This is a genomic window from Pseudoalteromonas sp. SR41-8, assembly GCF_014163915.1.
In the GTDB taxonomy this organism is placed as follows: Bacteria; Pseudomonadota; Gammaproteobacteria; order Enterobacterales; family Alteromonadaceae; genus Pseudoalteromonas; species Pseudoalteromonas rhizosphaerae.
The window spans coordinates 1-26,570 of sequence record NZ_JACJEE010000045.1 but is presented as its reverse complement, the minus strand read 5'-3'; the positions used below and the strand labels follow the sequence as shown (position 1 = coordinate 26,570).

19 protein-coding genes and 1 pseudogene are annotated in these 26,570 nt (G+C 39.4%); 16 read left to right on the top strand and 4 right to left on the bottom strand.

All coding sequences use genetic code 11. The features are described 5' to 3' along the window. Window positions 1-274 precede the first annotated feature (274 nt). A complete protein-coding gene (adhP, locus tag H5162_RS19785) occupies window positions 275-1,285 on the top strand; it encodes an alcohol dehydrogenase AdhP (protein WP_145235625.1) in 1,011 nt (336 codons plus the stop codon). Window positions 1,286-1,332: 47 nt separating this feature from the next. On the opposite strand, the gene H5162_RS19780 is transcribed toward adhP, so the two are convergent. Together H5162_RS19780 and H5162_RS19775 are read right to left on the bottom strand one after the other, a co-directional pair. Beyond that, on the bottom strand, window positions 1,333-3,744 hold the full coding sequence (locus H5162_RS19780) for a TonB-dependent siderophore receptor (protein WP_182779338.1): 2,412 nt from the start codon (window positions 3,742-3,744) through the stop codon (window positions 1,333-1,335). A 208-nt stretch (window positions 3,745-3,952) separates the two neighbouring features. Then, complete coding sequence (locus tag H5162_RS19775; RefSeq protein ID WP_145235618.1) at window positions 3,953-5,221, bottom strand: amidohydrolase family protein; 1,269 nt, start codon at window positions 5,219-5,221, stop codon at window positions 3,953-3,955. A 146-nt stretch (window positions 5,222-5,367) separates the two neighbouring features. On the opposite strand from H5162_RS19775, the gene H5162_RS19770 reads away from it, so the two are divergent. From H5162_RS19770 to H5162_RS19760, 3 genes are all read left to right on the top strand, one after another. Further along, window positions 5,368-7,188: a DUF885 family protein gene (locus tag H5162_RS19770; protein WP_182779337.1), complete on the top strand. Its 1,821-nt coding sequence runs from the start codon at window positions 5,368-5,370 to the stop codon at window positions 7,186-7,188. A gap of 95 nt (window positions 7,189-7,283) precedes the next feature. Then, window positions 7,284-7,781: a YcgN family cysteine cluster protein gene (locus H5162_RS19765; RefSeq protein ID WP_149980241.1), complete on the top strand. Its 498-nt coding sequence runs from the start codon at window positions 7,284-7,286 to the stop codon at window positions 7,779-7,781. Further along, on the top strand, window positions 7,781-8,281 hold the full coding sequence (locus H5162_RS19760; protein WP_145235608.1) for an RNA methyltransferase: 501 nt from the start codon (window positions 7,781-7,783) through the stop codon (window positions 8,279-8,281). The genes H5162_RS19765 and H5162_RS19760 overlap by 1 nt, the downstream gene beginning before the upstream one ends. A 71-nt stretch (window positions 8,282-8,352) precedes the next feature. Here the strand turns inward: H5162_RS19760 and H5162_RS19755 are convergent, their stop codons facing one another. Next, window positions 8,353-10,083, bottom strand: coding sequence for a hypothetical protein (locus tag H5162_RS19755; protein ID WP_182779336.1), 1,731 nt, complete (start codon window positions 10,081-10,083; stop codon window positions 8,353-8,355). A gap of 649 nt (window positions 10,084-10,732) precedes the next feature. Between H5162_RS19755 and H5162_RS19750 the strand changes: the two genes are divergently transcribed. The 12 genes from H5162_RS19750 (at window position 10,733) to H5162_RS19695 (ending at window position 26,089) form a co-directional block, all read left to right on the top strand. Continuing rightward, a complete protein-coding gene (locus H5162_RS19750; RefSeq protein ID WP_182779335.1) occupies window positions 10,733-12,004 on the top strand; it encodes a sugar MFS transporter in 1,272 nt (423 codons plus the stop codon). A gap of 421 nt (window positions 12,005-12,425) precedes the next feature. Next, complete coding sequence (locus H5162_RS19745) at window positions 12,426-14,315, top strand: methyl-accepting chemotaxis protein (RefSeq protein ID WP_182779334.1); 1,890 nt, start codon at window positions 12,426-12,428, stop codon at window positions 14,313-14,315. A 33-nt stretch (window positions 14,316-14,348) separates the two neighbouring features. Continuing rightward, the gene (locus tag H5162_RS19740; RefSeq protein ID WP_145235594.1) at window positions 14,349-15,461 is read left to right on the top strand and encodes a diguanylate cyclase; all 1,113 of its coding nucleotides are present in this window, start codon (window positions 14,349-14,351) and stop codon (window positions 15,459-15,461) included. Then, window positions 15,451-16,068: a DsbA family protein gene (locus H5162_RS19735; RefSeq protein WP_182731236.1), complete on the top strand. Its 618-nt coding sequence runs from the start codon at window positions 15,451-15,453 to the stop codon at window positions 16,066-16,068. The genes H5162_RS19740 and H5162_RS19735 overlap by 11 nt, the downstream gene beginning before the upstream one ends. A gap of 215 nt (window positions 16,069-16,283) precedes the next feature. Further along, entirely contained in the window at window positions 16,284-17,036 is a 753-nt protein-coding gene (locus H5162_RS19730) for a DUF3450 domain-containing protein (RefSeq protein ID WP_182779333.1), read from the top strand. Window positions 17,037-17,045: 9 nt separating this feature from the next. Next, a complete protein-coding gene (locus tag H5162_RS19725) occupies window positions 17,046-18,413 on the top strand; it encodes a MotA/TolQ/ExbB proton channel family protein (protein WP_145235582.1) in 1,368 nt (455 codons plus the stop codon). A 3-nt stretch (window positions 18,414-18,416) separates the two neighbouring features. Next, the gene (locus H5162_RS19720) at window positions 18,417-18,944 is read left to right on the top strand and encodes a MotA/TolQ/ExbB proton channel family protein (protein ID WP_145235579.1); all 528 of its coding nucleotides are present in this window, start codon (window positions 18,417-18,419) and stop codon (window positions 18,942-18,944) included. Between the two features lie 50 nt (window positions 18,945-18,994). Further along, window positions 18,995-19,405, top strand: a complete 411-nt coding sequence (locus H5162_RS19715) for a biopolymer transporter ExbD (protein ID WP_145235576.1) — start codon at window positions 18,995-18,997, stop codon at window positions 19,403-19,405. 10 nt (window positions 19,406-19,415) lie between these two features. Then, window positions 19,416-20,021 (top strand): energy transducer TonB, encoded by a 606-nt coding sequence (locus tag H5162_RS19710; protein WP_149980248.1) that lies wholly within the window; start codon window positions 19,416-19,418, stop codon window positions 20,019-20,021. Between the two features lie 33 nt (window positions 20,022-20,054). Continuing rightward, a complete protein-coding gene (locus tag H5162_RS19705) occupies window positions 20,055-21,362 on the top strand; it encodes a tetratricopeptide repeat protein (RefSeq protein ID WP_149980249.1) in 1,308 nt (435 codons plus the stop codon). A gap of 311 nt (window positions 21,363-21,673) precedes the next feature. Next, on the top strand, window positions 21,674-23,293 hold the full coding sequence (locus H5162_RS19700) for a hypothetical protein (RefSeq protein WP_145235567.1): 1,620 nt from the start codon (window positions 21,674-21,676) through the stop codon (window positions 23,291-23,293). A 72-nt stretch (window positions 23,294-23,365) separates the two neighbouring features. Further along, window positions 23,366-26,089, top strand: coding sequence for a TonB-dependent receptor plug domain-containing protein (locus H5162_RS19695; RefSeq protein WP_145235564.1), 2,724 nt, complete (start codon window positions 23,366-23,368; stop codon window positions 26,087-26,089). Between the two features lie 266 nt (window positions 26,090-26,355). Here H5162_RS19695 and H5162_RS21275 read toward each other — a convergent pair. Continuing rightward, window positions 26,356-26,570: pseudogene (locus H5162_RS21275) on the bottom strand (hypothetical protein); the annotation flags it as partial.

Sequence of the window (26,570 nt, the reverse complement as noted above, 5' to 3'; positions counted from 1 at the left end):
CGTGTTTGGCATTGATGCTGCGTTATCGCCTATTTATGGGGAACAACCACACTACATAGGCTCTGCCTTGCCTAAATACCAAACACACTGCTGCAAAATTAATCACAAAAGGTCAACACGCCCTAATGTCGTTCAGAACAAGTTATATCACTAAAGTTTGATTTAGATTAATTTTTACTCATCTAGAGTCGCGTAAGGTGTACACTAAATTACGACAACTAATTTCTTAACAACAACTACTCAATAACAACTTCGCAACAACAAGGAACGAGCAATGAAAGCAGCCGTTAATAGTACTTACAAAGGCAAATTAGAAATTTCAGACTTACCCATTCCAACCGTTGGAGTCAATGATGTTTTAGTTAAAATAGCCGCATGTGGTGTGTGTCATACTGATTTACATGCCTGTCATGGTGATTGGCCAGTAAAGCCTAAAATGCCGTTAGTTCCAGGGCATGAAGGTGTTGGAGTGATCGAACAGCTGGGTAGCAATATTACTCATTTAGAAATTGGTGATCGTGTTGGCATTCCTTGGCTATACAGTGCATGTGGTCATTGTGAATTTTGTTTAGAAGGTAAAGAGACCTTATGTCTTTCACAGCATAATACGGGTTACTCAGTTGATGGTAGTTACGCAGAATATTGCTTAGCCGATGGGAACTATGTTGTAAAGATCCCTGAAGGCTTAGGTTTTTCAGAAGCTGCGCCATTATTTTGTGCCGGTGTTACAACCTATAAAGCGCTAAAAGTGTCAGGTGCTAAGCCAGGACAATGGGTCGCTATTGTTGGTGTAGGTGGGCTTGGGCATCTTGCGGTACAATATGCAAAGGCAATGGGCTTTAATGTAATTGCAGTGGATACTGGTGTTGATAAACTGGCTTTAGCAAAAGAGTTAGGTGCAGATATCACACTGGACTTTAAAGAATGTGTGCCTAGTGAGGCTATATTTGAGCAGGTAGGGGGCGCACATGCTGTGGTATGTACCGCTGTATCCAAGCCGGGGTTTGAGCAAGCTTATAAGAGTGTTCGCCGTGGTGGAAAATGCGTGTTAGTTGGTCTGCCTCCAGAGGATATGCCGTTGCCTATTTTTGATACTGTACTCAATGGCGTTTCTGTTGTTGGCTCAATTGTTGGCACACGTAGAGATTTACAAGAATGTTTAGAGTTTGCTGCACAGGGCAAAGTTAAAGCAATTATTGAAGAAAAACGTCTTGAAGATATCAATGACATATTTGACGATATGCTCAAAGGTGAAATTAATGGCCGTATAGTAGTCACTATGTAAAGGTAAAAAAGCGCACAAGCATTTTGTGCGCTTTTACAGCTTATAACTTAAAGCTTATAGCTCAAAGTTAGCTTCGCATTGCGTTCTTCGCCTGGCATACCACCTAAAAACATTGCTTTTGAGTAATAAACTTTATTAAACAAATTATTTAAATTTAGCTGTAAGCCCCATTTATCAGTATTATAACTTAACGCAGCATCATAAATAGTATAGCTTGGTACATAACCATCAGGAATGCCGAATGATGAAGAATTAGTACTGCGATCATCAACATACTTTACGCCCGCACTTAATTTTAGTGGCTGGGCTAGTTCAAACCACTGAGCACTGTATGTTAACCATGTGCTTGCTGTTACATAAGGCACACCTTTTTGACGCGCAGCAAATGTGCTCACATTAGGGTTTTTCTGTTCACGCGCATCTTGATAAACACCATTGATATTGACCTTCCATTGATCATTTAAATAGGCATTTAGATCAAGTTCGACACCACGGGTTTTTTCTTCACCATTAAAGTAATTTTTTGGGACCGATGGATCTGGCTTTGTATCATCATAGGCAGGGTTTGCATATTCTAAGTTAGTACGTGCAGTGTCAAATACCACGAATGAGGCGAGTACCTGATCATCAAAGGCTTTTACTCTTATACCTAAATCAGTACTAAGAGACTGTGCATCATCACGGTCAGCTTCATTGCCTGAAACAGAGCCTAAAACGCTATACGCAGTGCGACCCTTCGAATGGTTTATAAATATAGACAGGTCATCAGTCGGTTTGTATGTCGCGCCTAAATTATAGGTTAAACCATTATCCGAGGTACTTGCTTCTGGCGTCGCAGCAGCGGCACTGGCCCGGTAACGTGCATCAACACCTAAATGTTCATATTTTTGAGTAATTTCGTTGTATGCAACACCAATACGGGTTGTGAAGCTGTCATTGATATAAGCAACATGTTGCAGTCCTAAGCCCCATGCTTGCACTTTTTTACTATAGTTACTGGTTTTAAGCGGATCATAGTCGCTAAATTGCCCGTCTGACCAAACCGGTGTACGAATATCTAGAATATAGGGTAAAGAGCCTTGATAGGTTATATCGCCATTTTTATCTTTGAGAATATAGTCTTTATCCCAAATAGAATACTGCGTGAAGCGTATATCGCGGTCTTCATAATTAGCATTAACCAAAAATTCGTTTTCTATATCACCTAAACTAAAGTCATAGCGTAAATCTGCAAAGTATTGCCATGACTTTTCATCAGCCTCTACTTGGCGATATTCTTGACGGCGTGCAGCAAATGGATAAAGTACATCATCAACTACCAATGGCGCACGAGGATCAGCATTGATCACGCCATTTCTTTGCCAATAGACATAATTATAGGCGCCTGTTTGACGTGCAAAACTTGACTCATAATTACGGTATTGTAACTGTTGATTTAAAAATAAATTGTCAGTTATGTAGTAATTATGAGTGAGTTTAAAACGCAGTTCTTCACCTTTATTATCTTTTGCCATGGGTGAGATAATACCGCGATGACCAAATTTATACGGTGTTAAACCATCAGACGCTGCAAGTGAATTCGCTAATTGTTGGCGCTGTGCATCAGATAATTGCAGCCCAGCAGTGGTTGGATCATTGACTAAATCATCCGCAGTCACTTGGCCGGCGGTTTTGCCATTTACCGACTGCGCATTATAAATACGGATAGGGTGGCCAATTGAATCAACTGCAATGGCATCTTTAATATAAGCGGCTGAGATCATAATATTTTGGCGGTCATTGAACACATATTTTAATGCGCCGTAGATTTCATCGCGGTCATCTTTTAAATCACGGTAGCCATCACTGCGTGCTGTTTTTGCATTAACTATGTATGCTAGATTTTCGGTAACTGCGTTGGTGCTATCAATTGATAATGAATAGGTATTCCATTGACCAATTTCCGCTTGTATGTTGTGCTGCTCTGTAAACTGTGGCTTTTTTTCAATCAAGTTAATAACACCACCTGCGCTGCCCATGCCATATAAACCAGTGGCGGGACCTTTTAATACTTCTACGGCCTCCACATTGGTTAGTGATCGAGTTGGATTGAATGTGTTTCCTAGGCCCGCACCGCCATACATACCATCATAAGTATAATTTGCACCAAGGCCACGGATCACTAAATTGTCGCCAATTCCGTAGTTATTACCTGCTTGGGTTACACCACTGATATTACGCGCTAAGTCTTGTAAGTTATCAACGCCTTGCGAGTTTATAAGTTCCTGATCGACGATAACTATAGGCGCAGGTGTTTCCATTAACGACATATCAGATTTTGTTGCTAAACCCGAGTTTAATACAACATGATTTTGCTTTTGATAAACTGTGATGTGCTCAAGATCGGATTGTTCGGCCGCAGTTGCATTATATGCTGATAAACAGGCTAGGGTAATTAGAGAGAATTTATGCGTTGTCATAGTCATTACCATTAAAAAATTTCCGTAATGATAATGTGTGGCATTTGTATTTCAAGTTTTAATTACCTAAAAAAGGCAATTATTTAAACCTACCCCAAGCTGCTTACCTTTTGCTTTCAAAATATTAATATATTAACAACGTATTTAGTTAGCTGTTAGTTTAACCCTTGCTTAATGATGGAGTTAGCTTAACGCTAACTCCACACATTTATTTATAAGCAACACCTGCTTTCATCACAAATGCTACATTTTCTAGCAAGGTTATGTCTTGCAGTGGATTGCCTTTGACTGCGATGATATCTGCGGCAAAGCCCGTTTTGAGTTGCCCTAACTGAGTGTCAACTTTCAACAATTTAGCACTGTTGATTGTTGCAGCTTGTATTGCTTGCAGAGGGGTCATACCAAACTCAACCATTCGCGAGAATTGTTTTGCATTATCACCATGTGGGTAAATTGCGGCATCGGTACCAAATACCATGTTGACACCCGCTTTTACGGCACGGCTAAAGCTGTCGCGTTGCTTTTTAGATACTTGACGTTCTTTTGCTAAGTTTTCTTCTGCTACACCATTTTGCTCACCAAACGTGAGGGTATATTCAGTGTTATAAATATCCATTGAAAACCAAGTGCCGTGTTTTTTAGCCAGTTTAATTGCTTCATCGTCAACAAAACTGACATGTTCAACACTGTCTACACCGGCTTTAATGGCTGCGGTAATACCACTGGTACCATGTGCATGTGCAGCAACCGTTAAACCGCGCATATGTGCTTCATCAACAATGGCAGTCATTTCTTCTAATGAATACTGTTGAATACCTACTTTTGTGCCCTTGGAAAATACTCCGCCAGTGGCGCAAAACTTAATAACATTGGCACCGTACTTGATGTTTTCGCGTACTTTTGCACGAACAGCCCATGGGCCATCAGCCACACCTTCGGCAGTGTATTTCATTTCAGGAGGTAGACGGTTGTTGTCACAGTGACCACCCGTTACACCCAAAGAGGGACCAGCAGCCCAGATGCGTGGGCCAATAATATCGCCTGCATTAATGCCGTCACGTACTGCAATGACACTGTAACCTTCGGCGCCCACGTTACGTAAGGTTGTAAAACCCGCTTTTAAGGTTTTTTCTGCAAAATAGGCCGCTTTAATCGCTTTACGTGGCACTGACTGACCGATACGTTCACTACGAGGGACTGTTGGATCGCTGGTTAAGTGTACGTGCATATCCATCAGGCCAGGCAGAATGGTTAACTCGGGCAACTTAATATGGTCATCACCTTGTTGTAGGGTTGGCATGGTGCCACTACTGATTTTAGTAATAATACCGTCATCGATTTGAATAAGCGGCGCATTAATAAGCTTGCCATTATTTACGTCTAGCATTGCTTTAGCACTAACGTATGTTGTTGCTTGCGCGCTAAAAGCGCTGACACACAGTAAGCCCAAAGGGACAGAAAGTGATAATTTATTCATTTATTTTCTAATTTTTGATTATTTAATATAGCAATGTAGCAAGCAGTTTTTAGGCTGTAAACAAAACGCGATAAGTATCGTATTTTCTTTATTTAGCGATTTGAAAGCTGCATACTTGCGCTAACTACTTATACTCAGGGATCATTATGAAAAAATTTAAGTTAACCTTGCTTGTCGCTGGTGTACTCAGCGCTTTGTCTGCGTGTTCAAATACGGCTAATAATAATTTAAATAAGCCACAAGCAGCATTAACAAGTGAAACTGCCAGCGCAACAACACAACAATTAAATAGCTTGGTTGAGCAGTACTTTGTGGATTCGTTGCAATTTAGCCCTCTTGGCGCCACTTATATTGGTTATAATCAATACAATAACCAATTTACAGCACCGAGTACTGCGCAAAACCGAGCTCAGCAGCTTGCTTTTTATAAAGATTATCAGCAACGTTTAGCGGCGATTGACCAGCAGCAGTTAACCGGTCAAGCCTTGTTAAGTTATGAAATACTGGCACGGGATTTAGCATTAACAATCGAAGGTTTTCAATTCCCGAGTTACTTATTACCAATTAACCAAATGTCTGGCGCTCACAATACGTTTGCAGGCTTTGGATCGGCGCAAAGTGCGCAGCCATTTGCAAATTACCAAGATTATGAAAATTTCGTCGCGCGTGCTGAAGGTTTTGTAACTTGGTTAAGCAGTGTGCAAGATGCTATGCAGCAAGGGGTAAATGAAGGCATTGTTTTACCAAAGCCATTAGCTGAAAAGTTATTACCGCAATTTCAAGCTCATATAGTTACCAGTGCAGAACAATCTTTATTTTATAGTCCGATAAAGCAGCTTCCAGAGCAATTCACAGCAGCGCAAAAGCAACAACTCACTGACCAATATAGTGCACTTATTATGGATAAGTTGGTCCCAGCTTATACAAAAATGAGCGAGTTTTTAGCAACCAATTATATACCAAATAGCCGTGCAACAGTAGGTTATAGCGATTTACCAAATGGTAAAGCATGGTATGAATACCAAATAAAGAAAAACACCACCTTGAGTTTATCTGCAGATGAAATTCATGAAATTGGTTTAAAAGAAGTATCGCGTATCCTTAATGAAATGAAAAAAGTAAAGGAAACCGTTGGTTTTAAAGGCAGTTTAAGTGAGTTTTTTACTCATTTACGAGATTCTGATGAGTTTTATTTTGATACACCTGAGCAATTAATTGCGGCCTATGAAGCCGTAAAGTTAAAAATTGATGCGCGTGTACCTAAATTATTTAACATTGTCCCCAAAGCTGATTACGTTGTAAAAGCGGTTGAAGATTTTCGTGCTGAGTCTGCGGCAGGAGCATCTTATCAATCACCAGCACCGGATGGCTCTCGTCCGGGAATTTTTTATATTAATACCTTTAATTTAAAAGCGCAGCCTAAGTTTCTACTCGAAACATTGTCAATCCATGAAGCAGCCCCAGGACACCATTTTCAAATCGCCTTACAGCAAGAAGTTCAGTCATTACCTGAGTTTCGAAAATTTGGTGGTTACACAGTGTTCGCCGAAGGTTGGGCATTATATGCTGAAAGTCTAGGTAAAGAATTGGGTTTATTTACCGACCCATATATGTGGTATGGCCGTTTATCTGATGAGCAATTACGCGCTATGCGATTAGTGCTCGATACAGGTTTTCATGCTAAAGGCTGGACTCGTCAACAAGGTATTGATTACATGCTGGCTAATTCCTCAATGGCTTTAAGTGATGTAACCGCAGAAGTTGAGCGCTATATAGCTTGGCCAGGACAAGCATTGTCGTATAAATTAGGGCAATTTAAAATTCAAGAACTGCGAGATTATTGTAAACAAGCATTAGGTGATAAATTTGATATTAAAGAGTTTCATACGCAAATTTTAATTGATGGTGCTTTGCCGATGCCAATACTAGAAGCGAAAATTAAACGTTGGGTTGATACGCAGCGCTAACTTTTAAACTTGAAATAGCGCAAAGCTGAATGTAGCTTTGCGCGCGGTGCTCAATTAAGCTAAAATACGCGCTATTAGGGGCACCGAGTTATACCATGTTTGAAAACCAATTTTGGCTTGAGAAATCACTTGAGCAAATGTCACAAAATGAGTGGGAAGCCATTTGCGATGGCTGTGGAAAATGCTGTTTAAATACCTTTATAGACAGCGAAGATGAAGATGAGTTTACCGCCACAGATCAACTTCGCGATGGTGAAGAACTCATTTTTACTAATATTGTTTGCCAATACTTAGATAATAATACGTGTGGTTGTAGTGAGTATGAAAATCGACAAACATTAGTCCCGTCATGTGTAAAATTAACTAAAGAAAACCTCGACAGCATTTTCTTCATGCCGCAAAGTTGTAGTTACCGCCGTTTACACGAAGGCCGTGGTTTAGCGTCTTGGCATCCACTAAATAACGGTGGCAGCAAAGAACTAATGCATACATTGGGTATTTCTGTAAAAGACAAAACAGTAAAAGATTGTGATGTAGCTCTAGATGACTTTGATCTGTATGAAGCTGATTGGCCAACGAGGGATTGCGATTAATGACTGCGAAGATTGGTTTGATCAATCCTAAAAGCCCCTCTAACGTTGGCGCAGTGTTAAGAGCTGCGGGTTGCTATGGGGCTGAACAAGTATTTTTTACAGGCACGCGTTATTTAAATGCTAAAAAGTTTCATACCGACACAAAAAATGTTGTTGAACGCATCCCACTGACTTGCGTTGACGATTTAGCAACAGCAAAGCCCGCAGGTGCGACTGTTGTGGTGATTGAACTAATAGAAGGTGCAACACCTTTGCCTGAGTTTGTTCATCCTGAAAACGCATTTTATATTTTTGGCCCTGAAGATGGCTCTATTAGCAAAGATGTACTGAACTGGTGCGATGAAGTGGTGTATATCCCCACAATCGGTTGTATGAATTTAGCAGCTACCTGTAATGTGGTTCTTTACGATCGACAAGCGAAACTCGGTGGAGTAGAAAGTTCTGATCAAACGATTATTCAAAGCCGCGACACCAATAATAAAATGATATGGCAGAAATAGTACAAACTGAATTGAACAATTGAAAAAGGGGCAATTAATGCCCCTTTTTTCGTTTAATTCCAAAAAAGTTATTACTTTTTAGTAATTTTGATCTCTGAATTAATAACAATCCCTTCATCTTTTATATCTGTTGCAAAATACACAGACATTGTTTGATTTTTTAATTGTTCAAGTTCTTCCGGGATCACTTGTCCTGTCATTTTAAATACTTCGATGACAGGAGTCATTAATGAGCTGAGGTCAACTGCGGAAGTTAAAAATCCATTTTTTTCAAGCTCTTGTTCTGATAATGTATTTGCAATAGCCGCTGATTTTTCACCAGTGAATAAAACAATATGCTTTCCTTTTTTAGCTAATCTAATATCAAGGCCAGCAGGTAAAGGATAAGGAATTGCAGCATTGACACTAATTGCATAGCCGTTTTCTGGTATTTCAAGCTCCGCTAATGCAGGTAAAAATCCTTTAGCAGTAAAAAGTAAATTATCAGGATCTGTCGCAGAAAGTGTGATTAGCGCGTCTAAAGCTTTTAGTTGTGGCAGTTGATTTGCATCGGCTTCTAAAGCAAGATCTTGAATACTTACACTGACACCTTGAATACCATTAGCCATAGCGGTCATCATTGATAGTGCAGCTAAATTTGAGTCTTGAGTTTGTTGTTGTAAGGCAACAATAGGTGCACACTCAAATTCAGCTTTTTTAAATGTACTTGAGAGTATATTTAAAAGCGGTGGAATTTTTGAAATATCCGCACCATAAGCAAAGCTTAGCATTTGCCCGTCAAGTTTAGTTGTATGCTCAGGAACAAAACCCCGCACAGATTTTAATGTTTTAATAATATCTGTAGCAGTGCTTTGGAAAATAGCATCTGCTTTAAAATGAGCATCAGAGTTTGTTACTTGTATGTACGTGCTACCGGTTACTGATGCAGGCCAATAACTAACAAGATTGGTAATGTCATTTTGGCACTGTGGTGTTCTAGCTACCTCTAAAGCATTTGGATCACCCAATTCTTTTAATAGTTCATCAAGCATTTCACCTAGGCGTGATGGTGTTCTAGCGGTAATAGCATTAGCAATCTCAACATGGTCTACATACGCAATAGAGTGGCCATCAAATGAATAATTAGTAATATAGTTTTCAAGTTTAGCGGTTTGCGTTAATGATTTTGTTGGTTTATCAATTGCTAAAGCAAGACGTAAATCTTTAATTGTATTAAGTTTTGTATCAAACGTGATGGTAGCCCAGTTATCTTTAACAGACACAATTAAGTTTAATGTAATGTCATTTTCAAGTACTAAAGGGTACGTGTTGTAGTCAACACCTTCGATGGTTTGTGTTGTGAAGTTAATTCCCGCTTTATCAGCTGAGCTATTAATTGTATTAAATAAAGCCGTTTCATCTTCAAGTTGATAGCGTAATACTGGCATTAGACCAATCGTATAGGCTAGAGCTTTATAATCATCGGCGAATCCCCAGGCTGCTTTTAGTGTTTCATAAGATGCCAATGATGTTTGATATTGATCTAATAGAGACGCTAAAAACTGTGCATTGTTATCGTTACTTGCCGCTAAATTTTCGATCAATGGCGTAAAATCGTCTGCACCTTTCATTTGATCTGGAATCAAATTGAAATATTTACTATAGGGAAATGGTTTTAGCTGACCATAAAATAAAGCAGTATCAGCAGGGACGTAATCAAGTTGAGCAAGTTCTAATGAGGCTGTTGAACTGTCAGTTTGTGTATAGATTATTGCACCGGCCGCTACAGCAACTGCGCAACCAGCAAGTAGTTTGGTGTTCATTTGGAAATTCCTTTTTGTATCAGTACCAAGCGGTACGTTCTGTAGTATTTATGTTTTGTAAAACGATATCATAAAAGTGCGTAGTCTAGCGAGGAAAAGCACTATTAGTGTTGGTTGTAATGAGGGCACGGTATTATATAAAATTATTAATTTTTACTGCGATAAATCGGCAATAGTTGGTTAAGATGCAGATGCGCTAGCAATGGCAGCGAAATAGCAACACTTCGCATAAATATATGTTGGCATTTTGCCCTTGGTAATCATCTACAATAGCAAAGCCACTGTTAATCTCACCTAAATAGGCCATTGCATAGTTAAATATAAAATGTGTACAAGAGGCTAAGTAGCGAGTCTATTTATCAAAAAATCAAAAATGGCGCCATCGTCTTTATGGAAGTGCTAAAAGCCTTCCTGATCTTGTTTGTCAACACAATTTAGGTGATAAAAATTTAAACTGGTTTTGATATGTCCTTGAAAAAAATCACTGCTTTGGAAATTAGCCAGCATCTATGTCCATTTCTAGTTAATTAAATTCGTTAAATAGCGATACCATTGAATAAAAAGTATGGAACGGTCCAAATATTAGTTTGTGATCTTTTTATTGGAGTGTGTAGAATCAAACACAACTTGTTAATGGAGTGAAAATCACGTGAGTGAAATAAATACAAATAAAACGTTTGTCACTGAGCAGTCGCAGCAAAATAATAATTACCTGTTACCTTTGACTGCAATGACAACTCTATTTTTTTTATGGGGTTTTATCACAGTACTAAATGATGTACTGATCCCGCGTTTAAAAGGGGTGTTTGATCTTAGTTATACTGAAGCGATGTTAGTGCAGTTCTGCTTCTTTGGCGCTTACTTTATTGTTTCTTTACCTGCGGGAATATTGGTTAAGAAATTTGGTTATAAAAATGGTGTGCTTAGCGGTCTTATCGTGGCTTCTATCGGCTGTATGTTATTTTACCCTGCTGTAGTCGTACATGAGTATTGGCTATTTTTAACCGCATTATTTGTTCTAGCTGGTGGTATTACCGTATTGCAAGTATCAGCTAACCCTTACGTTGTGGCGCTTGGGCCTGAAAAAACAGCTTCGTCTCGGTTAAATTTAGCGCAAGCGCTTAATTCATTGGGAACTACTATTGGGCCCTATGTTGGTGGTATATTGTTCTTTGGTGCCGCAGGCACATTGACGGCATCTGCGGCGACTGCTGAATCGGTAAAAGTCCCTTATTTAATGCTTGCTGCAGCACTGCTTACTATTGCGGTCGTATTTGCATTTTTAAAACTGCCTGAAATCAAATCACATAAAGAAGAACTTGATTGCAAAGCAAAAGATCATTCTTTAACGCAAGCCCCGCATTTAGTTATGGGGGTGTTAAGTATCTTTTGTTATGTTGGTGGAGAAGTGGCAATAGGCAGCTTTTTAGTTAACTTTTTTGGTGAAGCTCACATTGCAGGACTTGAAGAGCATGCCGCCGCGTCATTAATTGCCTATTATTGGGGCGGGGCGATGGTAGGACGCTTTATTGGCTCTGCTGCATTACAAAAAATTGCACCATCAAAAGCAATTGCTTTTAATGCATTTGCGGTAATTGCGTTACTTCTAATTACAATCTTCACCGAAGGTGACGTTGCTTTGTATGCTGTACTGTCGATTGGTTTATTTAATTCAATTTTGTTTCCAACAATTTTCTCAGTCGCCATTCAAGGGCTAGGTTCATTAACTAGTAAAGGATCAGGTTGGCTTTGTTTAGCGATTGTTGGTGGTGCATTAATACCCTTAATTCAAGGTATTGTTGCTGATGCAATGAATATTCAAGTTAGTTTTATCATCCCAGCACTTTGCTATTGTTTTATCGCTTGGTACGGATTAAATGTTGTAAAACTTGCGAGCAAGTGGCAACAAAAAATAAACTAAGCTAATCGTAAACCTCTTCAGATAAATGCATTTGCAGCACTATTAATGCATTTATCTACTTATTATTCTCAATTAATTAGCCGCACTCTAAAGTGAAAACCTCTCAGTTATGTTCATTACAAAATAACGACTTATATGCACTGAATACGTATTCAATCGCTATTGCTTATAATATTAATTGGAAGCTTCCAATTTTGAGTTTGTTATTTTTCTGTGTAATTACGAAATTGGCTAACTTTAACTGACAATGAATTACGTTATTAATTTGTTGTATTAATAAGTGCTACACTTAATTTTTTACCATGCTTTATTATTGTTTTTGACTGGGATATAGCAAGTTTTGCCGATAAGATAAGACAAATAGCGTTATTTTTGTTAAAAAGTAGTTAGCTAACAACGATAAAAGATAAATAGGTGTGTCATGCAAAGCTCGCTAAAATTTACCACCAAGGTAACTATCGCAGCGTCTGTAGTATTAGTGTTGGTGCTGGGGTTATTTACCATCAATAACTTTATTTCAATGCGCTCACAAACGCAGCAGCAACTGTCTCTAATATTACAAGAAAGCTCTCAATCGGTTTCACAAAATATTGCTAATTGGCTCAATAATAAATTAGCTATTGTTCAGTCTGTTGCGAAAACGCATCAGCAAAATGACACTAAGGAATTAACTCTTAGTCAACTCAATAGCGCAGAAATGGCAGGTAAGTTTAAAAACACCTATATAGGCAAACCTGATGGTACTTTTGTACTCAATGATCAAACTGTTGTATTACCTGCTAATTATGATGCCACAATCCGTCCTTGGTATAAGCTGGTAGAAAATAAAACCACCACAGCGTTTACGACTCCTTATATCGACGTAACCACCAATGAGCTAACTATTTCAGCGGTTGCGCCCATTTTAAATAATGGCCGTTTTAGTGGCGTCGCAGGTGCCGATATTGATATGCAAACCATTACTCAAATAGTCAACGAAATTGATTTTTTAGGTTTTGGTTATGGTTTTCTATTAGACAGTGACGGTCGCATTCTGAGCCATCCAGATATCAAACTAAACGATCAGAGTATGGCGAAGCTGTTTGGTAAAAAGCTTGCTTTAAAAGCTGAATTTGTCGAGCAGGAAATTGCTGGTATTGATCATCTTGTATCATTTACACATATCAAAGGTATTGAAAATGTAGATTGGTATTTAGGTGTGGTGATCAACAAAGATATTGCTTATTCATCTGTTGCTTCATTTAGAAATATGGCTGCAATATATATGTGTTTGGGTGTTATCGCGACGATATTAATGATGCAATTTTCACTGCGTTATTTGATGCGGCCTATGCAGCGTTTAAACGATGCAATTAAAGATATTGCCCAAGGTGAGGGGGATTTAACTCGTCGTTTAGAGATTGAAAACGATGACGAATTTGGTGAACTTTCAGGTTACTTTAATGCCTTTATAGATAAAATTCATACCTCAATTGAGCAAGTAAAAACGACCACGGTTGAACTTGAACGTTCAGTGGAAAGCTTAGTTGAGCAAACAGAGTCGACGCTAACGATGTACAGTGACCAAACTAAACGCACAGACAGTGTTGCAACAGCGATTAATCAGCTGTCATCAAGTGCGATTGAAATATCAGGCAGTGCAAGCCATGCATCAACCCTTGCTACCGATGCGAATTCACAGTCAGTGCAAAGTCAAAGCACGTTAAATGATAATATCAATGCCATTGGTGTGTTATCGCAAAATATGGAACAAGCACAACAAATTATAAGTAGTGTTGCTGAACACTCTGCAAGTATTGGTCAAGTACTCGAAGTTATTAAAGGAGTCAGCGAGCAAACTAATCTACTTGCGCTTAATGCTGCAATTGAAGCCGCTCGTGCCGGTGAGGCTGGTCGTGGATTTGCAGTTGTTGCAGATGAGGTGCGCCAGTTAGCTCACCGTACTCAGCAATCAACTCAAGAAATAGAAAATACTGTTAGCCAATTACAGCAAGGCTCGGACACTGCTGTTTCAGTTATGAAGGCTAGTTTAGTTGAAAGCGAAAATACTGTAAAACAAGCGCAAGCAGCCGGTGAGCAAATGGCAGGAGTAACCAAAGCTATAAAAGCAATTGATGATGTAAATCATAGTGTTGCAAATGCAACCACTGAACAAAATCAGGTAATACAATCTTTAGATAATGATATTCATACAATTAGTGAGTTATCTCAACAAGGCCAGCTAAACTTAAATAATACCTTAGCTGAGTGTACTCGTTTAAAACTGCAATTTGATGAACTTGAAAAAATGGTGCTACGTTTTAAAGTCTAAATGCAATCAGCGATAACTAAAAAGATATAATAAATGACGCCTGAATCACCTGAAAGCCAACCTAGTTGGCTTAACTTAGTTAATATAGACAGTGTTTACAGCGCTGAAAAACAGCGTCGTGCGTTTACATTTTTTACTATGATATTCATTGCGGTTGTATTGATCACAACTTTAGTCACAGTTAACTACTCGGTTTATGCAAAACTTCTGACTATTATGTTAGTGCTATCCGACTTAACCTTTTTTATATGCGCAGTGTATTTTTTGCGTACTGGGCGTTTAACTGGGGTCGCAATACTCGTACTGAGTGTTATTTGTGTATTATGTTTAGCATTGGTGTACACCGGGGGCAAGGAAAATACAGCGCTTTATTGGCTGATGTTTTACCCAGTTGTCTCGTTTTCTACACTCGGCCTAAGAGTTGGATTTTTAGCCGTGTCATCGCTATTAGCACTTACCTGTTTGTTTCTTTATGGTCCTGACATAGGGCAAGTGATGTATGGTAATGCTGAAAAAGTTCGTTTTACCGCCTCATTTATTTTGGTGTTTTTATTCGCTTTTATAGGCGAGTATTTCCGTAATAAAAGCCACTTAGAAATTGCACGCATTACTTTGTTACAAAAGCAAGACGCCTATACTGATCAGTTAACAGGCCTTGCCAATCGGCGCTTTATTAGCAGCCATTTTTTGCCGTTTGCAAAATTGAACTCTGAGCAGTATTTACCTTTTACAGTGTTGTTAATCGATCTGGATCTGTTTAAAAATATTAATGATAATTTTGGGCATGATTTTGGCGATCAAGCATTAATCGAATTTAGTAGGATGCTTGAAACACAGTTACGCTCATCAGATATTAAAGTTCGCTACGGTGGTGAAGAGTTTATGGTGATATTACCAAAAACAGTAATTACTGACGCCTATGCCGTAGCCGATAAATTTAGAGAATACGTAGCTGCACAAGTAATAGTGTTTAATGAGCATCAATCTACCTCTGTCACTTGTAGCATAGGGGCTGCACAAGTTAGTCATATCGAAACGTTTAACCAAACAGTTAAACTAGCTGATGAATACTTGTACCAAGCAAAACGCCTAGGGCGAAATAATGTTGTTTCCAGTGAACAGCAACAGGCCAATAATGAACAATAGTCAGCTTATATATGTGTACGACCCAATGTGCAGTTGGTGTTGGGGTTTTCAAAAGTGCTGGCAAAAAATCCAAGACGCCTTAGCGAATGAAGTTGATATTATTTATAAAGTAGGTGGCCTTGCTGTTGATTCCGATCAGCCAATGCCAGTAAGTATGCAACAGTTTTTACAACAAACTTGGCAGCGTATTGGCCAGCAAACCGGTGCTAAATTTAACTTTGATTTTTGGCAAAACTGTCAACCACGCCGCAGCACTTATCCTGCGTGTCGGGCGGTTATTGCAGCACGTTATTTCAATAAAGAGCGGGTTATGCTTGGCGCTATCCAGCAGGGGTATTATTTATCGGCACAAAATCCTTCGGATCTTAATACACTCGTTAGCTGTGCACAGCAAATAGGTATTGCTGCTGATGAGTTTTTAGCTATATTGCAAAGTGAACAACTTGAACAGGCGTTTCAACAAGAGTTAGCGTATGTTCAGCAGTTACCCGTGCAGGGTTTTCCATCTTTAGTTCTTTGTCATAAACAGCAGTACTTTGCTATCGCCGTAAACTATACCAACGCAAATGCTGTGATCAGCACCATTCATTGCATACTTGCTGATTAATTTATTTAATCTCACTTCACTCATCATTCAATCGTACATGCTTGTTAAATATTAAAAACTATTGCTTTATCTAAGGTAAAAAGCTGTATTTATGGCAGTTGTCATAAAAAGGACTTTTTAGCGCAACACCTCTGTCATTTTTCACCTTTAGAATCTCGTTCATTGATATTAAGCAACTAGCAAATCCGCTAATTTAACGAGTAAAGGTGTATGCGATGAAAGGCGTTAAACCATTGATATTAGCTAGTATTGTAGCCATGAGTGCAACAGTGCAAGCAAGTGATTTAAATAAGGTTATCGATAAAAGCAGTGAAATTAACCAGTCAGCTGCGCAATCACAAACAAAAATAGACAAGATTGCAGACTCTATGCAGGGTCGTTTACAACAGTTTAAAACCCTTAATAAAGAAATTGATGGTTTGACAGTTTATAACGCACAACTAAGCAAACAGCTTAGTAACCAAGTGAGTGAAATGGAAGCCATTAACTTATCTATGGATCAAGTGTCTATTATTGAACGTCAAATTACTCCATTAATGCTACGCATGATCACAGGGCTTGAGCAATTTGTTGCTCTTGATGTGCCGTTTCTAACCGATGAACGTGAAAAGCGTTTAGCGTCATTAAAAGACATGATGAACCGTGCTGACATTAATTCAAGTGAAAAATTCCGCCGTGTTTTAGAAGCGTACCAAGTTGAAGTTGATTACGGCCGTACCATCGAAGCCTATACCTCGTTATTAGATGTTGATGGTCAAGAGCGTGAAGTCGATTTCTTACGCATTGGTCGTTTAGAACTTATTTACCTTACTCGCGATGGTAAAAAAGCAGGCTCATGGGATACAACAAGCAAACAGTTTGTTGCCCTGGATGACTCAACAATCAGCCAAATTAGTAAAGGTTTACGTATTGCACGTAAGCAACTTGCCCCAGATATGTTAACACTGCCAGTACACGCTGCGGATTAAGAGGTTAAAATGAAACTTTTTACAAAAATGACCAAAATTGCTTTATTTGGTGCCACCCTTGGTTTTGCGGGCAACAGCGTTGCTGCTGAAGCTATGGATTTAGACTCGTTATTAAAAACACTTGAGCAAGGTAAAACACAGCAATCAGCACAAAATAAACAACGCGAGCAAGAATTTGCTGCACGTCAAAATGAACAAGTGCAAATGCTTAAAAACACTCAAGCAAAACGTAATCAAATGCTGGTTGAGTCTGAGCGTCTTGAAACACAGTTCGAAGAAAATGAAGTAAAACTTGCTAACCTAACCGATACATTATCTAAGCGTATGGGTTCATTGAAAGAACTTTTTGGTGTGCTGCAACAAGTGGCTGGCGATTCAAGTAATAAATTTGCAACGTCAGTAGTGTCTGCACAGCTACCTGGTCGTGGTGCTTTTATGGATGAATTGGCTCAAAAAATGGGCTCGACTTCTAAACTTGCATCAATCGAAGACATTGAAAAAGTATGGTTTGAACTGCAACGCGAAATGACTGAGCAAGGCAAAGTGTCACGTTTTACAACAGATGTAATTGTAGAAGGCGGCAACAAAGCTAAACAAGAAGTTATGCGAGTGGGGGCTTTTAACTTAATTTCAGAAGGTAAGTACCTTGATTATAACACCAGCACTAATACGTTAAGCGAACTTACCCGTCAGCCTGTTGGCCGTTACACCTCAACGGCGAATGATTTACAACAAGCTAAATCAGGCACTGTACAATTTGCGCTTGACCCAACCGGTGGCTCTATCCTTGGTTTATTGGTACAAGCACCTGATACTTCAGAGCAAGTACATCAAGGTGGTGCAGTAGGTTACGTTATTTTAGGTGTTGGCTTACTTGCTTTAATTATCGCTATTGAACGATTTGTTTCATTGATGCTAATGGGCAGCAAAATCCGTCGTCAACTTAAAGACTCAGTGCCACGTGATGACAATCCACTTGGTCGTGTAATGAAAGTCAAAGATCAATACCCTGATGTAGCATACGACACCTTAGAGCTTAAATTAAGTGAAGCGATTTTACGTGAAATGCCAAAAATCACCCGCAACTTAACGCTCATTAAGATTATCTCGGTCGTTGCTCCATTGTTAGGTCTTCTTGGTACGGTAACCGGTATGATCAATACCTTCCAAGCAATCACCTTGTTTGGTACAGGTGACCCTAAATTAATGGCTGGTGGTATTTCACAAGCGCTTGTTACTACGGTACTTGGCTTAGTTGTGGCAATCCCAACAGTATTTTTATACACCTTATTGAATACCCGCTCTAAAAACTTGCTGCTTATTTTGCAAGAACAAAGCGCAGGTATTATCGCTGAGCGTAGCGAAAAGGGAGCATAACCCATGGTGCTATTGATTGACTCAATCAATGCTATCCGTGATTTTCTCGACACTGGTGGCCAAGTTCTGTTGGTCATCGGAGTGTTAATCTTCGCGATGTGGTTATTGATACTCGAGCGATTTATTTATTTTTTTAATGGTTTTCGTAGTTACAAACATGCCATTAAAAGTAGTTGGACAGGGCGCGATGAGCGTAATAGCTGGAACGCTGAGCAAATCCGCCAAGCAACTATTTCACGCGCTGGGATGAAGTTAAACAACAACTTAGCGCTGATCAATGTGATGGTTGCCTTGTGTCCGCTGCTGGGGTTACTCGGTACGGTAACAGGTATGATAGAAGTGTTTGATGTGATGGCGATTACCGGAACGGGCAGTGCGCGTTCAATGGCATCAGGTGTGTCGAAAGCGACTATCCCGACAATGGCAGGCATGGTTGGTGCGTTATCTGGTGTATTTGCTTCTACGTACTTACAACGCAAAGCAAAGCGCGAAGTAGCCCTACTTGAAGACAGCATGGTTTTAGACCATTAAACAACAATTTTTAGTATGTGGCGAAAGCCACATACAATCAGGAGAATAAAATGAGAGCCCCATTAGGAAGCCTTTTTCAAGAAGATGAAGCTGAAGAAATAAACATGACCCCGATGCTTGATGTTGTGTTCATCATGCTTATTTTCTTCATTGTAACCGCCTCTTTTGTTAAAGAGTCAGGTATCGATGTAAATCGCCCAGAAGCGGCAACAGCCGTTAAGAAAGAGCGTGCAAATATTCTAGTTGCGATTTCAGATCAAGGTGAAATTTGGATCAATAAACGTCAAATCGATGTGCGTGCTGTGCAAGCAAACATTGAGCGTTTAAAAGCAGAAAATCCACAAGGTAGTGTGGTTATTCAGGCTGACAAAAAAGCCACTACAGATACCCTTATTAAAGTGATGGATGCAGCACGCGCCGCAGGTGTATTTGATGTGTCTATCGCGGCACAAGAAGCCTAAGGAAGCCATAATGCGTTATTTAGTAGCATTATTAGTTGCCGGTGTTGTGACCTTTATGTTGTTTTTGGGCATGCAAGCGCTTATCACCGGTGGTGAAGGGGCGATGACTGAGCCTGCAAAAGGCAATGTACTTGATTTTGTAAGGCTTAAAAAAGAAGAAACGGTACAAAAGAAAGAACGTAAACCACAAAAGCCGCCAACGCCGAAAGAGCCTCCGCCGCCAATGGATTCACCGCAAATGCAAAATAGTGATCCAAATGCAGCAGCGTCTAACTTTGACTTTGGTGCCAGTGTTGATGCTGACGTGAGTCTTAGTGGTGGTCTAGCTCTTGACTCTAGTGACGGTGAATATCTACCGATTGTAAAAGTGGCACCTGTTTACCCGCGTCGAGCATTGTCACGGGGCATTGAAGGCTATGTGATTGTTGAGTTTACAGTGACTAAGCAAGGTACTGTTCGTGATGCAAAGGTAGTAAAAGCTGAGCCTGAATCATTGTTTGATCAAGCAGCCATGGATGCCGCACTTAAATTTAAATACAAACCTCGCGTAGTAGACGGTGAAGCTGTTGAAGTTGCGGGTGTACAGAATAAAATTTCTTTCCAAATAAATGGTTAGCACTGAATAAATGGATAGAGAAACGAGGCGATTATGAAATTATTAAAAACAGCATTATTTTGCTCGTTAGCACTAAGTGCTAGTGTTGCTTTACCAAGCGTAGTAAGTATGTTGCCAGGTGTTAATTTAGCAACGGCCTATGCAGAGGAAGTAAAAACAAAGCGCGTGCCGGCACTGCGTGAAAAAGTATATAGCCAATTGGCTCGTGCGCAAAAGTTAGCTGATGATGGTGATGCAAAAGCGGGCCTTGCTGCGCTTGATAATATTAATGAACGTTCATCCAGTATGAACTCGTATGAAAAAGCCATGATGTATAATTTTTATGGTTTTATTTATTACAACGAGAATGATTTACCGAAAGCGATCGCGTCGTTTGAAAAAGTCGTTGCTGAAGAAGAGATCCCTGAGTCTTTACGATTAAGTACCAGCTTTAGTTTAGCGCAGCTTGCAATGGCGAATAGCGATTACAACAAAGTGTTAGACTTTTTAGCGCAATGGGATGCAATCAACACTAAGCCTAAAACGGATGCTTACTATGTGCTTAAGTCGCAAGCTTACTATCAGCTAAAAGATTACCAAAATGGTATTGATAACATTAACTTGGCTATCGCGCAAAGTGATAGTGAAGGCAAACAGCCAAAAGAGAACTGGTTAGTGTTACTGCGTGCTATGTATTATTCACTTAATCAAACTGAGAATGTAGTTGCTGTACTTGAACGTATGGTCAAACTTTACAATAAGCCTGAGTATTGGGTGCAACTCGGTGGTATGTATGGCGAAACAGGTAAAGAAAAACAGCAGTTAGCAATACTCGAAGCCGCTTACCAGCAAGGTTTTTTGACTTCTAAATCAGACTTGCGTCAACTAGCACAAGTTTATTTATACAATGGTTTAGCTTTTAAAGCTGCCGATGTGATGAGTAAAGCTGTTGCATCTGGTATTGCGGAAAAGTCAGCTAAAAATTACGCATTTATTGCAGAAGCCATGATACAAGCAAAAGAAGATGAAAAATCTGTTAGTTATTTTGCAAAAGCAGCTGATCTTTCAAGCCATGGAAAGTACGAGCAACGTTTAGCCGAAGTGTATGTGAATCTTGAAAAGTATGAAGATGCAGCTGATGCAGCGCGTAAAGCGCTTGATAAAGGTTCACTAGATTTTGAATCAAATGCTTATGTTGCTTTAGGTATGGCGCAATATAGTTTACAAAACTTTGACGCGTCTATTTTAGCATTCGAACAAGCCGAGAAGCATAAAAAATCGCAGCGATTAGCTGAACAATGGATCAAATACGTGAAACGTGAAAAATTGCATGCTGAAACATTACGCACTGCTTTGTTATAAGTAAATATGCGTTAAGAAACGCTATTTTAACTTCAACGATTTTATTAAAAAACTCGTTTTATAATCGCAACACCAAAACCGCCTCAGGGCGGTTTTTTTCGTTCTAAATATTCCTAACAAATTGTTATTTAAATAAATTAGATTGTCACTTTATGTTTATTAAAGTGTAACTGTATTGTCATACACCTCCAGTATTGTAGTCCTCGTTCTAAAGCTCAAGTGACCTTAAAGCATGTTTTTCGTGTTTTAAAGTGACTTGAGTTTTACTTAATGCGCTAACAAAATAATTAAATACTTTAACGGAGTGAACAATGAAATTATCTGGTTTATTTAAAGTCAGCCTTGTGGCTACTGCAATTACACTCGCTGGCTGTGGCGGTGGTGATATTAATGTTACACCTACAACAGTTGATAACAGTGTAGATAATAGTGTAGACAACTCAGTGACTAACCCAGGTGGTGATAATGGTGGTGATACATTAAGTTGCGCTACATATACATTAGATGGAGCTACATTTACAGGTGAAGCAAAGGGTGTTAACTGTGTTTACAGTCAAGCATTTGCAAGTAATGCGAAAGAAATTACCAGCTCCTTTGTTATCCCTGCATTAAGCAGTGGCGGCGCACATGTATTTGAAGGTGCATTATTTATTGGTGATGATGTAGACACATCAACAGGCGCTACAATTGATGGCAATGGTCCTACATTGTCTATTGAAGCTGGCGCGACGATAGCTTTTACTAAGCCTGAGAGTTTTATTCGTATTGCACGTGGTGCAAATATTGAAGCAATTGGTGAAGTAGATAAGCCAATTATTTTCACAAGCATCAAAGAAGTTGATGGCGATGATGCAACAACCGCACAAATTGGTGATTGGGGTGGCGTTCAGGTAAATGGCCGAGGCCATTCTATCCGTTGTACGGCTGCGGCTGCGGCACAAGATATGTGTAACCACGCTGCCGAAGGTATTGTATCGTATTATGGTGGTAATGATCCGCAAGATAGCAGCGGTATCCTTAAGCATATAGTTATAAAATATGCGGGTTTTGGTGTTGAAGGCGATGAGCTCAATGGTTTAACCCTTAATGCTGTAGGTTCAGGCACAACGATTGATTACGTGCATGTTCATAATGGTTTCGATGATGGTATAGAGCTTTTTGGTGGTAGCGTTAACCTTAAACATATTGTTATTACTGATACAGGTGATGATGGTATTGATTGGGATGAAGGCTGGAAAGGCTATGGACAATTTATTCTTGTACGTTCAAATGAATATGGAAACCATGGCTTTGAAACAGATGGCGCTAAGGTAGATCCATTATCAGCAGATGCACAAGATTTAGTAACAACTGTTTCTAATCCAACAATTGCTAATGCAACGGTTGTAACTACTGGCGACCAAGGTGCTGAAGGGCGTCGTACTGGTGCTGGTATGGAAATGAAAGAATGGGGTAAAGCGCAATTAGCTAATATGCTATTTGTAAACTCTTCATCTGTAGATGGTGCTGGTTGTCTTGATTTATATAATGAAAAAGACCAATCAGGGGATGCTGGTGTGCATGCGAATGCAAATAATGGCGATATCGCATTTATGAGCTCAATATTTGCTTGTGGTAAGAATTTTGAAGACGTAAATACACCTTTAACTGGCGCATTAGCAAGTTTTGATATTGCTTCTTGGTTTACTGGTGGCGAGAATAACCAGTTAATTGGTTTTGCTGATTTTGCAAATGTACTTGGTGCTGATGGTGTTTCAACAGCTGCCACTATTACTGATTCACAAGGCACTGCAGTAGCTACAACAGCTAAAGACATGAGTGAAGTTAACTCTTTCTTTACTAACGCAGGCTATATTGGTGCACTTAAAGAAGGTGAATCAAGTGAGTGGGCTGATTTTGTTGCCGCATCTTTACAACGCGCTAGTAATTAATCTAGACCGGCTCTAATTATAAGGCGCTACGGCGCCTTTTTTAAGGGAATTTTAGGTTTAGAGGATATAAATATGAAACATCAAAAGCAGTTTAAAACCAATCTAATAACTTTATCTCTGCTCTCCCTTTTTTCTTCATTTCATTCTTTCGCTGATCAGGCACAAGAAATAATAAATGAAGACGCGATAGAAGAAGTTGTTGCAACAGGTACGCGCCTTAAAGGCAGTGCTAGTGCCGTAATTGATGAGCGTAAAAATCAGGCGTTTGTCGCTGATATAATGGGTTCAGAGCAAATATCTAGAACGGGTGATAGTGATGCAGCTTCGGCACTTCGCCGTGTTACAGGCTTATCATTAGTTAACGATAAGTTTATCTATGTCCGTGGATTAGGTGAGCGTTACTCTAGCGTACGTTTAAATGGCGCGGTAGTTCCAAGCCCGGATCTAACACGAAATGTAATTCCACTTGATATCTTCCCATCAAGTATTATTGAATCCTTGGCTGTACAAAAAGCCTATTCACCAAATATGCCTGCGGCTTTTGGTGGTGGTGACGTTAATATCAGAACCAAGAGCATTCCAAATGATACTTTATTTAAAGTCGAAATTGGTGCCAGTTATAAAGATACAAACGACGAAGGCTATACATATAATGGTGGCAGTGATGATTGGTTAGGTAAAGATGATGGTACACGCGCATTACCCGGTTCAGTTAAGACTGCGTTAAATACCTATATCAATGGCCTGTCTGATATTTCGTATAGAAATATCAGAGATGTAGAGTCAAAACGTCAGGGGGCTGATATTGGCCAAGCTGCCGCGATAGACTTAAATAAAAGTTTAGCAAAAGCATTGCCAAGAGATTTTGGCTTGGAAAAAGAAAGTTTAAATCCTGATGCCGGTATTAAAGCTGTGTATGGCGACCGTTTTGATAACTTATTTGGCTTAGACGGCTCGTTTGGTTTCTTAGCGTCAGTTGCCTATGAAAATGAATGGTCCAATGCTGAGAAGTTTAGCGCTGTACTTTCTTCTGTTGACGCATCTGAGTCCTCATGTTCACAAGATGACTTTACTTGTTACTCTGCAACAGAGAAAGAAGTGTCAACCAAGCATAATATAAAGTTAAATAGCTCTCTAAATTTAGGTTATAAAATTGGAGGTCATGATTTAACAGCAACTTATATGATGTTACGAGATTCTGAAGATGAAGCCTCTGTTGCGCTTTACCAAGAACCTTCAAAGTCATTAAGTATTGATGCTGGGCAGTTGCAGCGTAGTCACTTAACCTCTTTTGAGGAACGAGAACTTGAAATACTTCAGCTTCGTGGAATGCACAATTTAGATTGGGGTTTTCTTGAAGGTGTTGGTGTAGATTGGCAGTATACTGACTCAACAGCGACTACAAGTATACCTGGTGAGCTTAAAGTAACGGTTCGTGATGAGTACTTAGATGGCAAATATCAACGTACTTTTTACAATGGTAGCTTAGGTGGTAATCCTTATTTGTATCGATTTGTAGAGCTAGAAGACGATGTAGAAAACTGGGGCGTTAATGTAAACAAAGTTTTTTACTTTGATAACGCCGAAGTAGAAATTGCGGGTGGTGGTTATTTTGTTGAAAAAACACGTGATTACCGCACTGACTTTTTTAACTATCGTTTTAACCAAACTCAGTCTTTAGATCTAGCACAAAGTGAAGAAGAAGCACTGTCAATCGGTAGTTTTTTTGCTAACGATGCTGTTGTTGATTCAACGGATGTCGAGTTATTGTTCCAAGAACCAACAGCTGATGATTACTTAGCAGCGCAAATGATTGATGCTTACTACGGCTCTTTTGACGTAACGTTTGCTCAAGATTGGCGTTTAAGCGGTGGTGTGCGTTACGAGGACTTCCGCCAAGTTGCGCTTGCTTTTTCTCGCTCAGCATTCGATCCTGCTTTATTGGCTGATAAATTAAGTGCAGATGCGATAGAACAAGCAAGTGTGATGGAAGATGAGTATTTTACTTCGTTATCTATGACATATAGTCAGCAATCGTATCAAGTTCGTTTTGGTTATGGCAACACGGTTGTACGCCCTGATTTGCGAGAGCTAAGCCCTGTTCAATTCCAAGATCCGCTGACCGGTTATCGAACGCTTGGTAATCCATTCTTAGAATCTAGTTACCTAGATAACTTTGATGCACGTATCGAGTTTTATATGGACAATGGCGATAATTACTCAGTTGGCGCATTCTATAAAGATATCGATAAACCAATCGAAGCACTATTAACAGAAAGCGACGGCCGTTTTACTCTGCAGTTTGACAATGCAGAAACAGCCTATGTTTACGGTATTGAAGCTGAATGGTTAACTGAGTTGCACAGTGATTTATTAGGGGGCGCTTTTTTTACTTCTGGAAATATAACGCTCAGTGATTCAGAAGTTGAAATTGCAGAAGAACAGCGCGGCGATCTCACGAACCTAAAGCGACGTATGACGGGCCATTCAAAGTATGTTGCCAACTTGCAACTGAATTACGATTCACATGATGGCATGCATCAAGCATCTGTTATCTACAATGTATTTGGTGATCGTATTTTAGCTGCGGGTGTTAATAACTTTGATGACGCTTACGAACAACCTTTAAACTCGTTAGACATGGTTTATAGTTATTACCCAACGTTTAATACCACATTAACACTTAAAGTGAAAAATATGTTGGGACAAAACTTTGAAGTAGAACAAAATGATGTGCTAATTCGTTCTCAAGAAACGCCTAGAGAATTAAGCGTGAGCTTTAGCTACGAGTTTTAAAGTCATCTAATAAAGGCAAATTACATAAGTCTTTATTATCTCAGCCCTGCCAAATGCAGGGCTTTTTAATATCTGCTATTTGTAAAACTAATGGTTGTGTAATATCTGTGTTATTAAAGAAGTGATCATTTAATGCAAATTGATATAAGGCTATTATTTTAATGATGATATGTGATTAATGATGAGTTGAACTATGTTGATATTAATTGGAGGAACTTTTGCGCCATGGAATAAGAGCTCAGTTGTTACTGAGCTGTTTGTTTACGTTAGTTACCGCACTTTATACTAGCGTACAATGGATAACACTGATTTTTACTACCAGTATTTTTTGAAACCCATGCGCTACCATACCAGTCATATTCCGCATACTCATATTCATCCTCACCACACTTCACTGTGCTGCCAGTGATTTCTCGCTTATGATCTCGCTCTTTACAGAATTGATTTCCCGATATAAAACTGACAAAGAAGTTGCTATAAC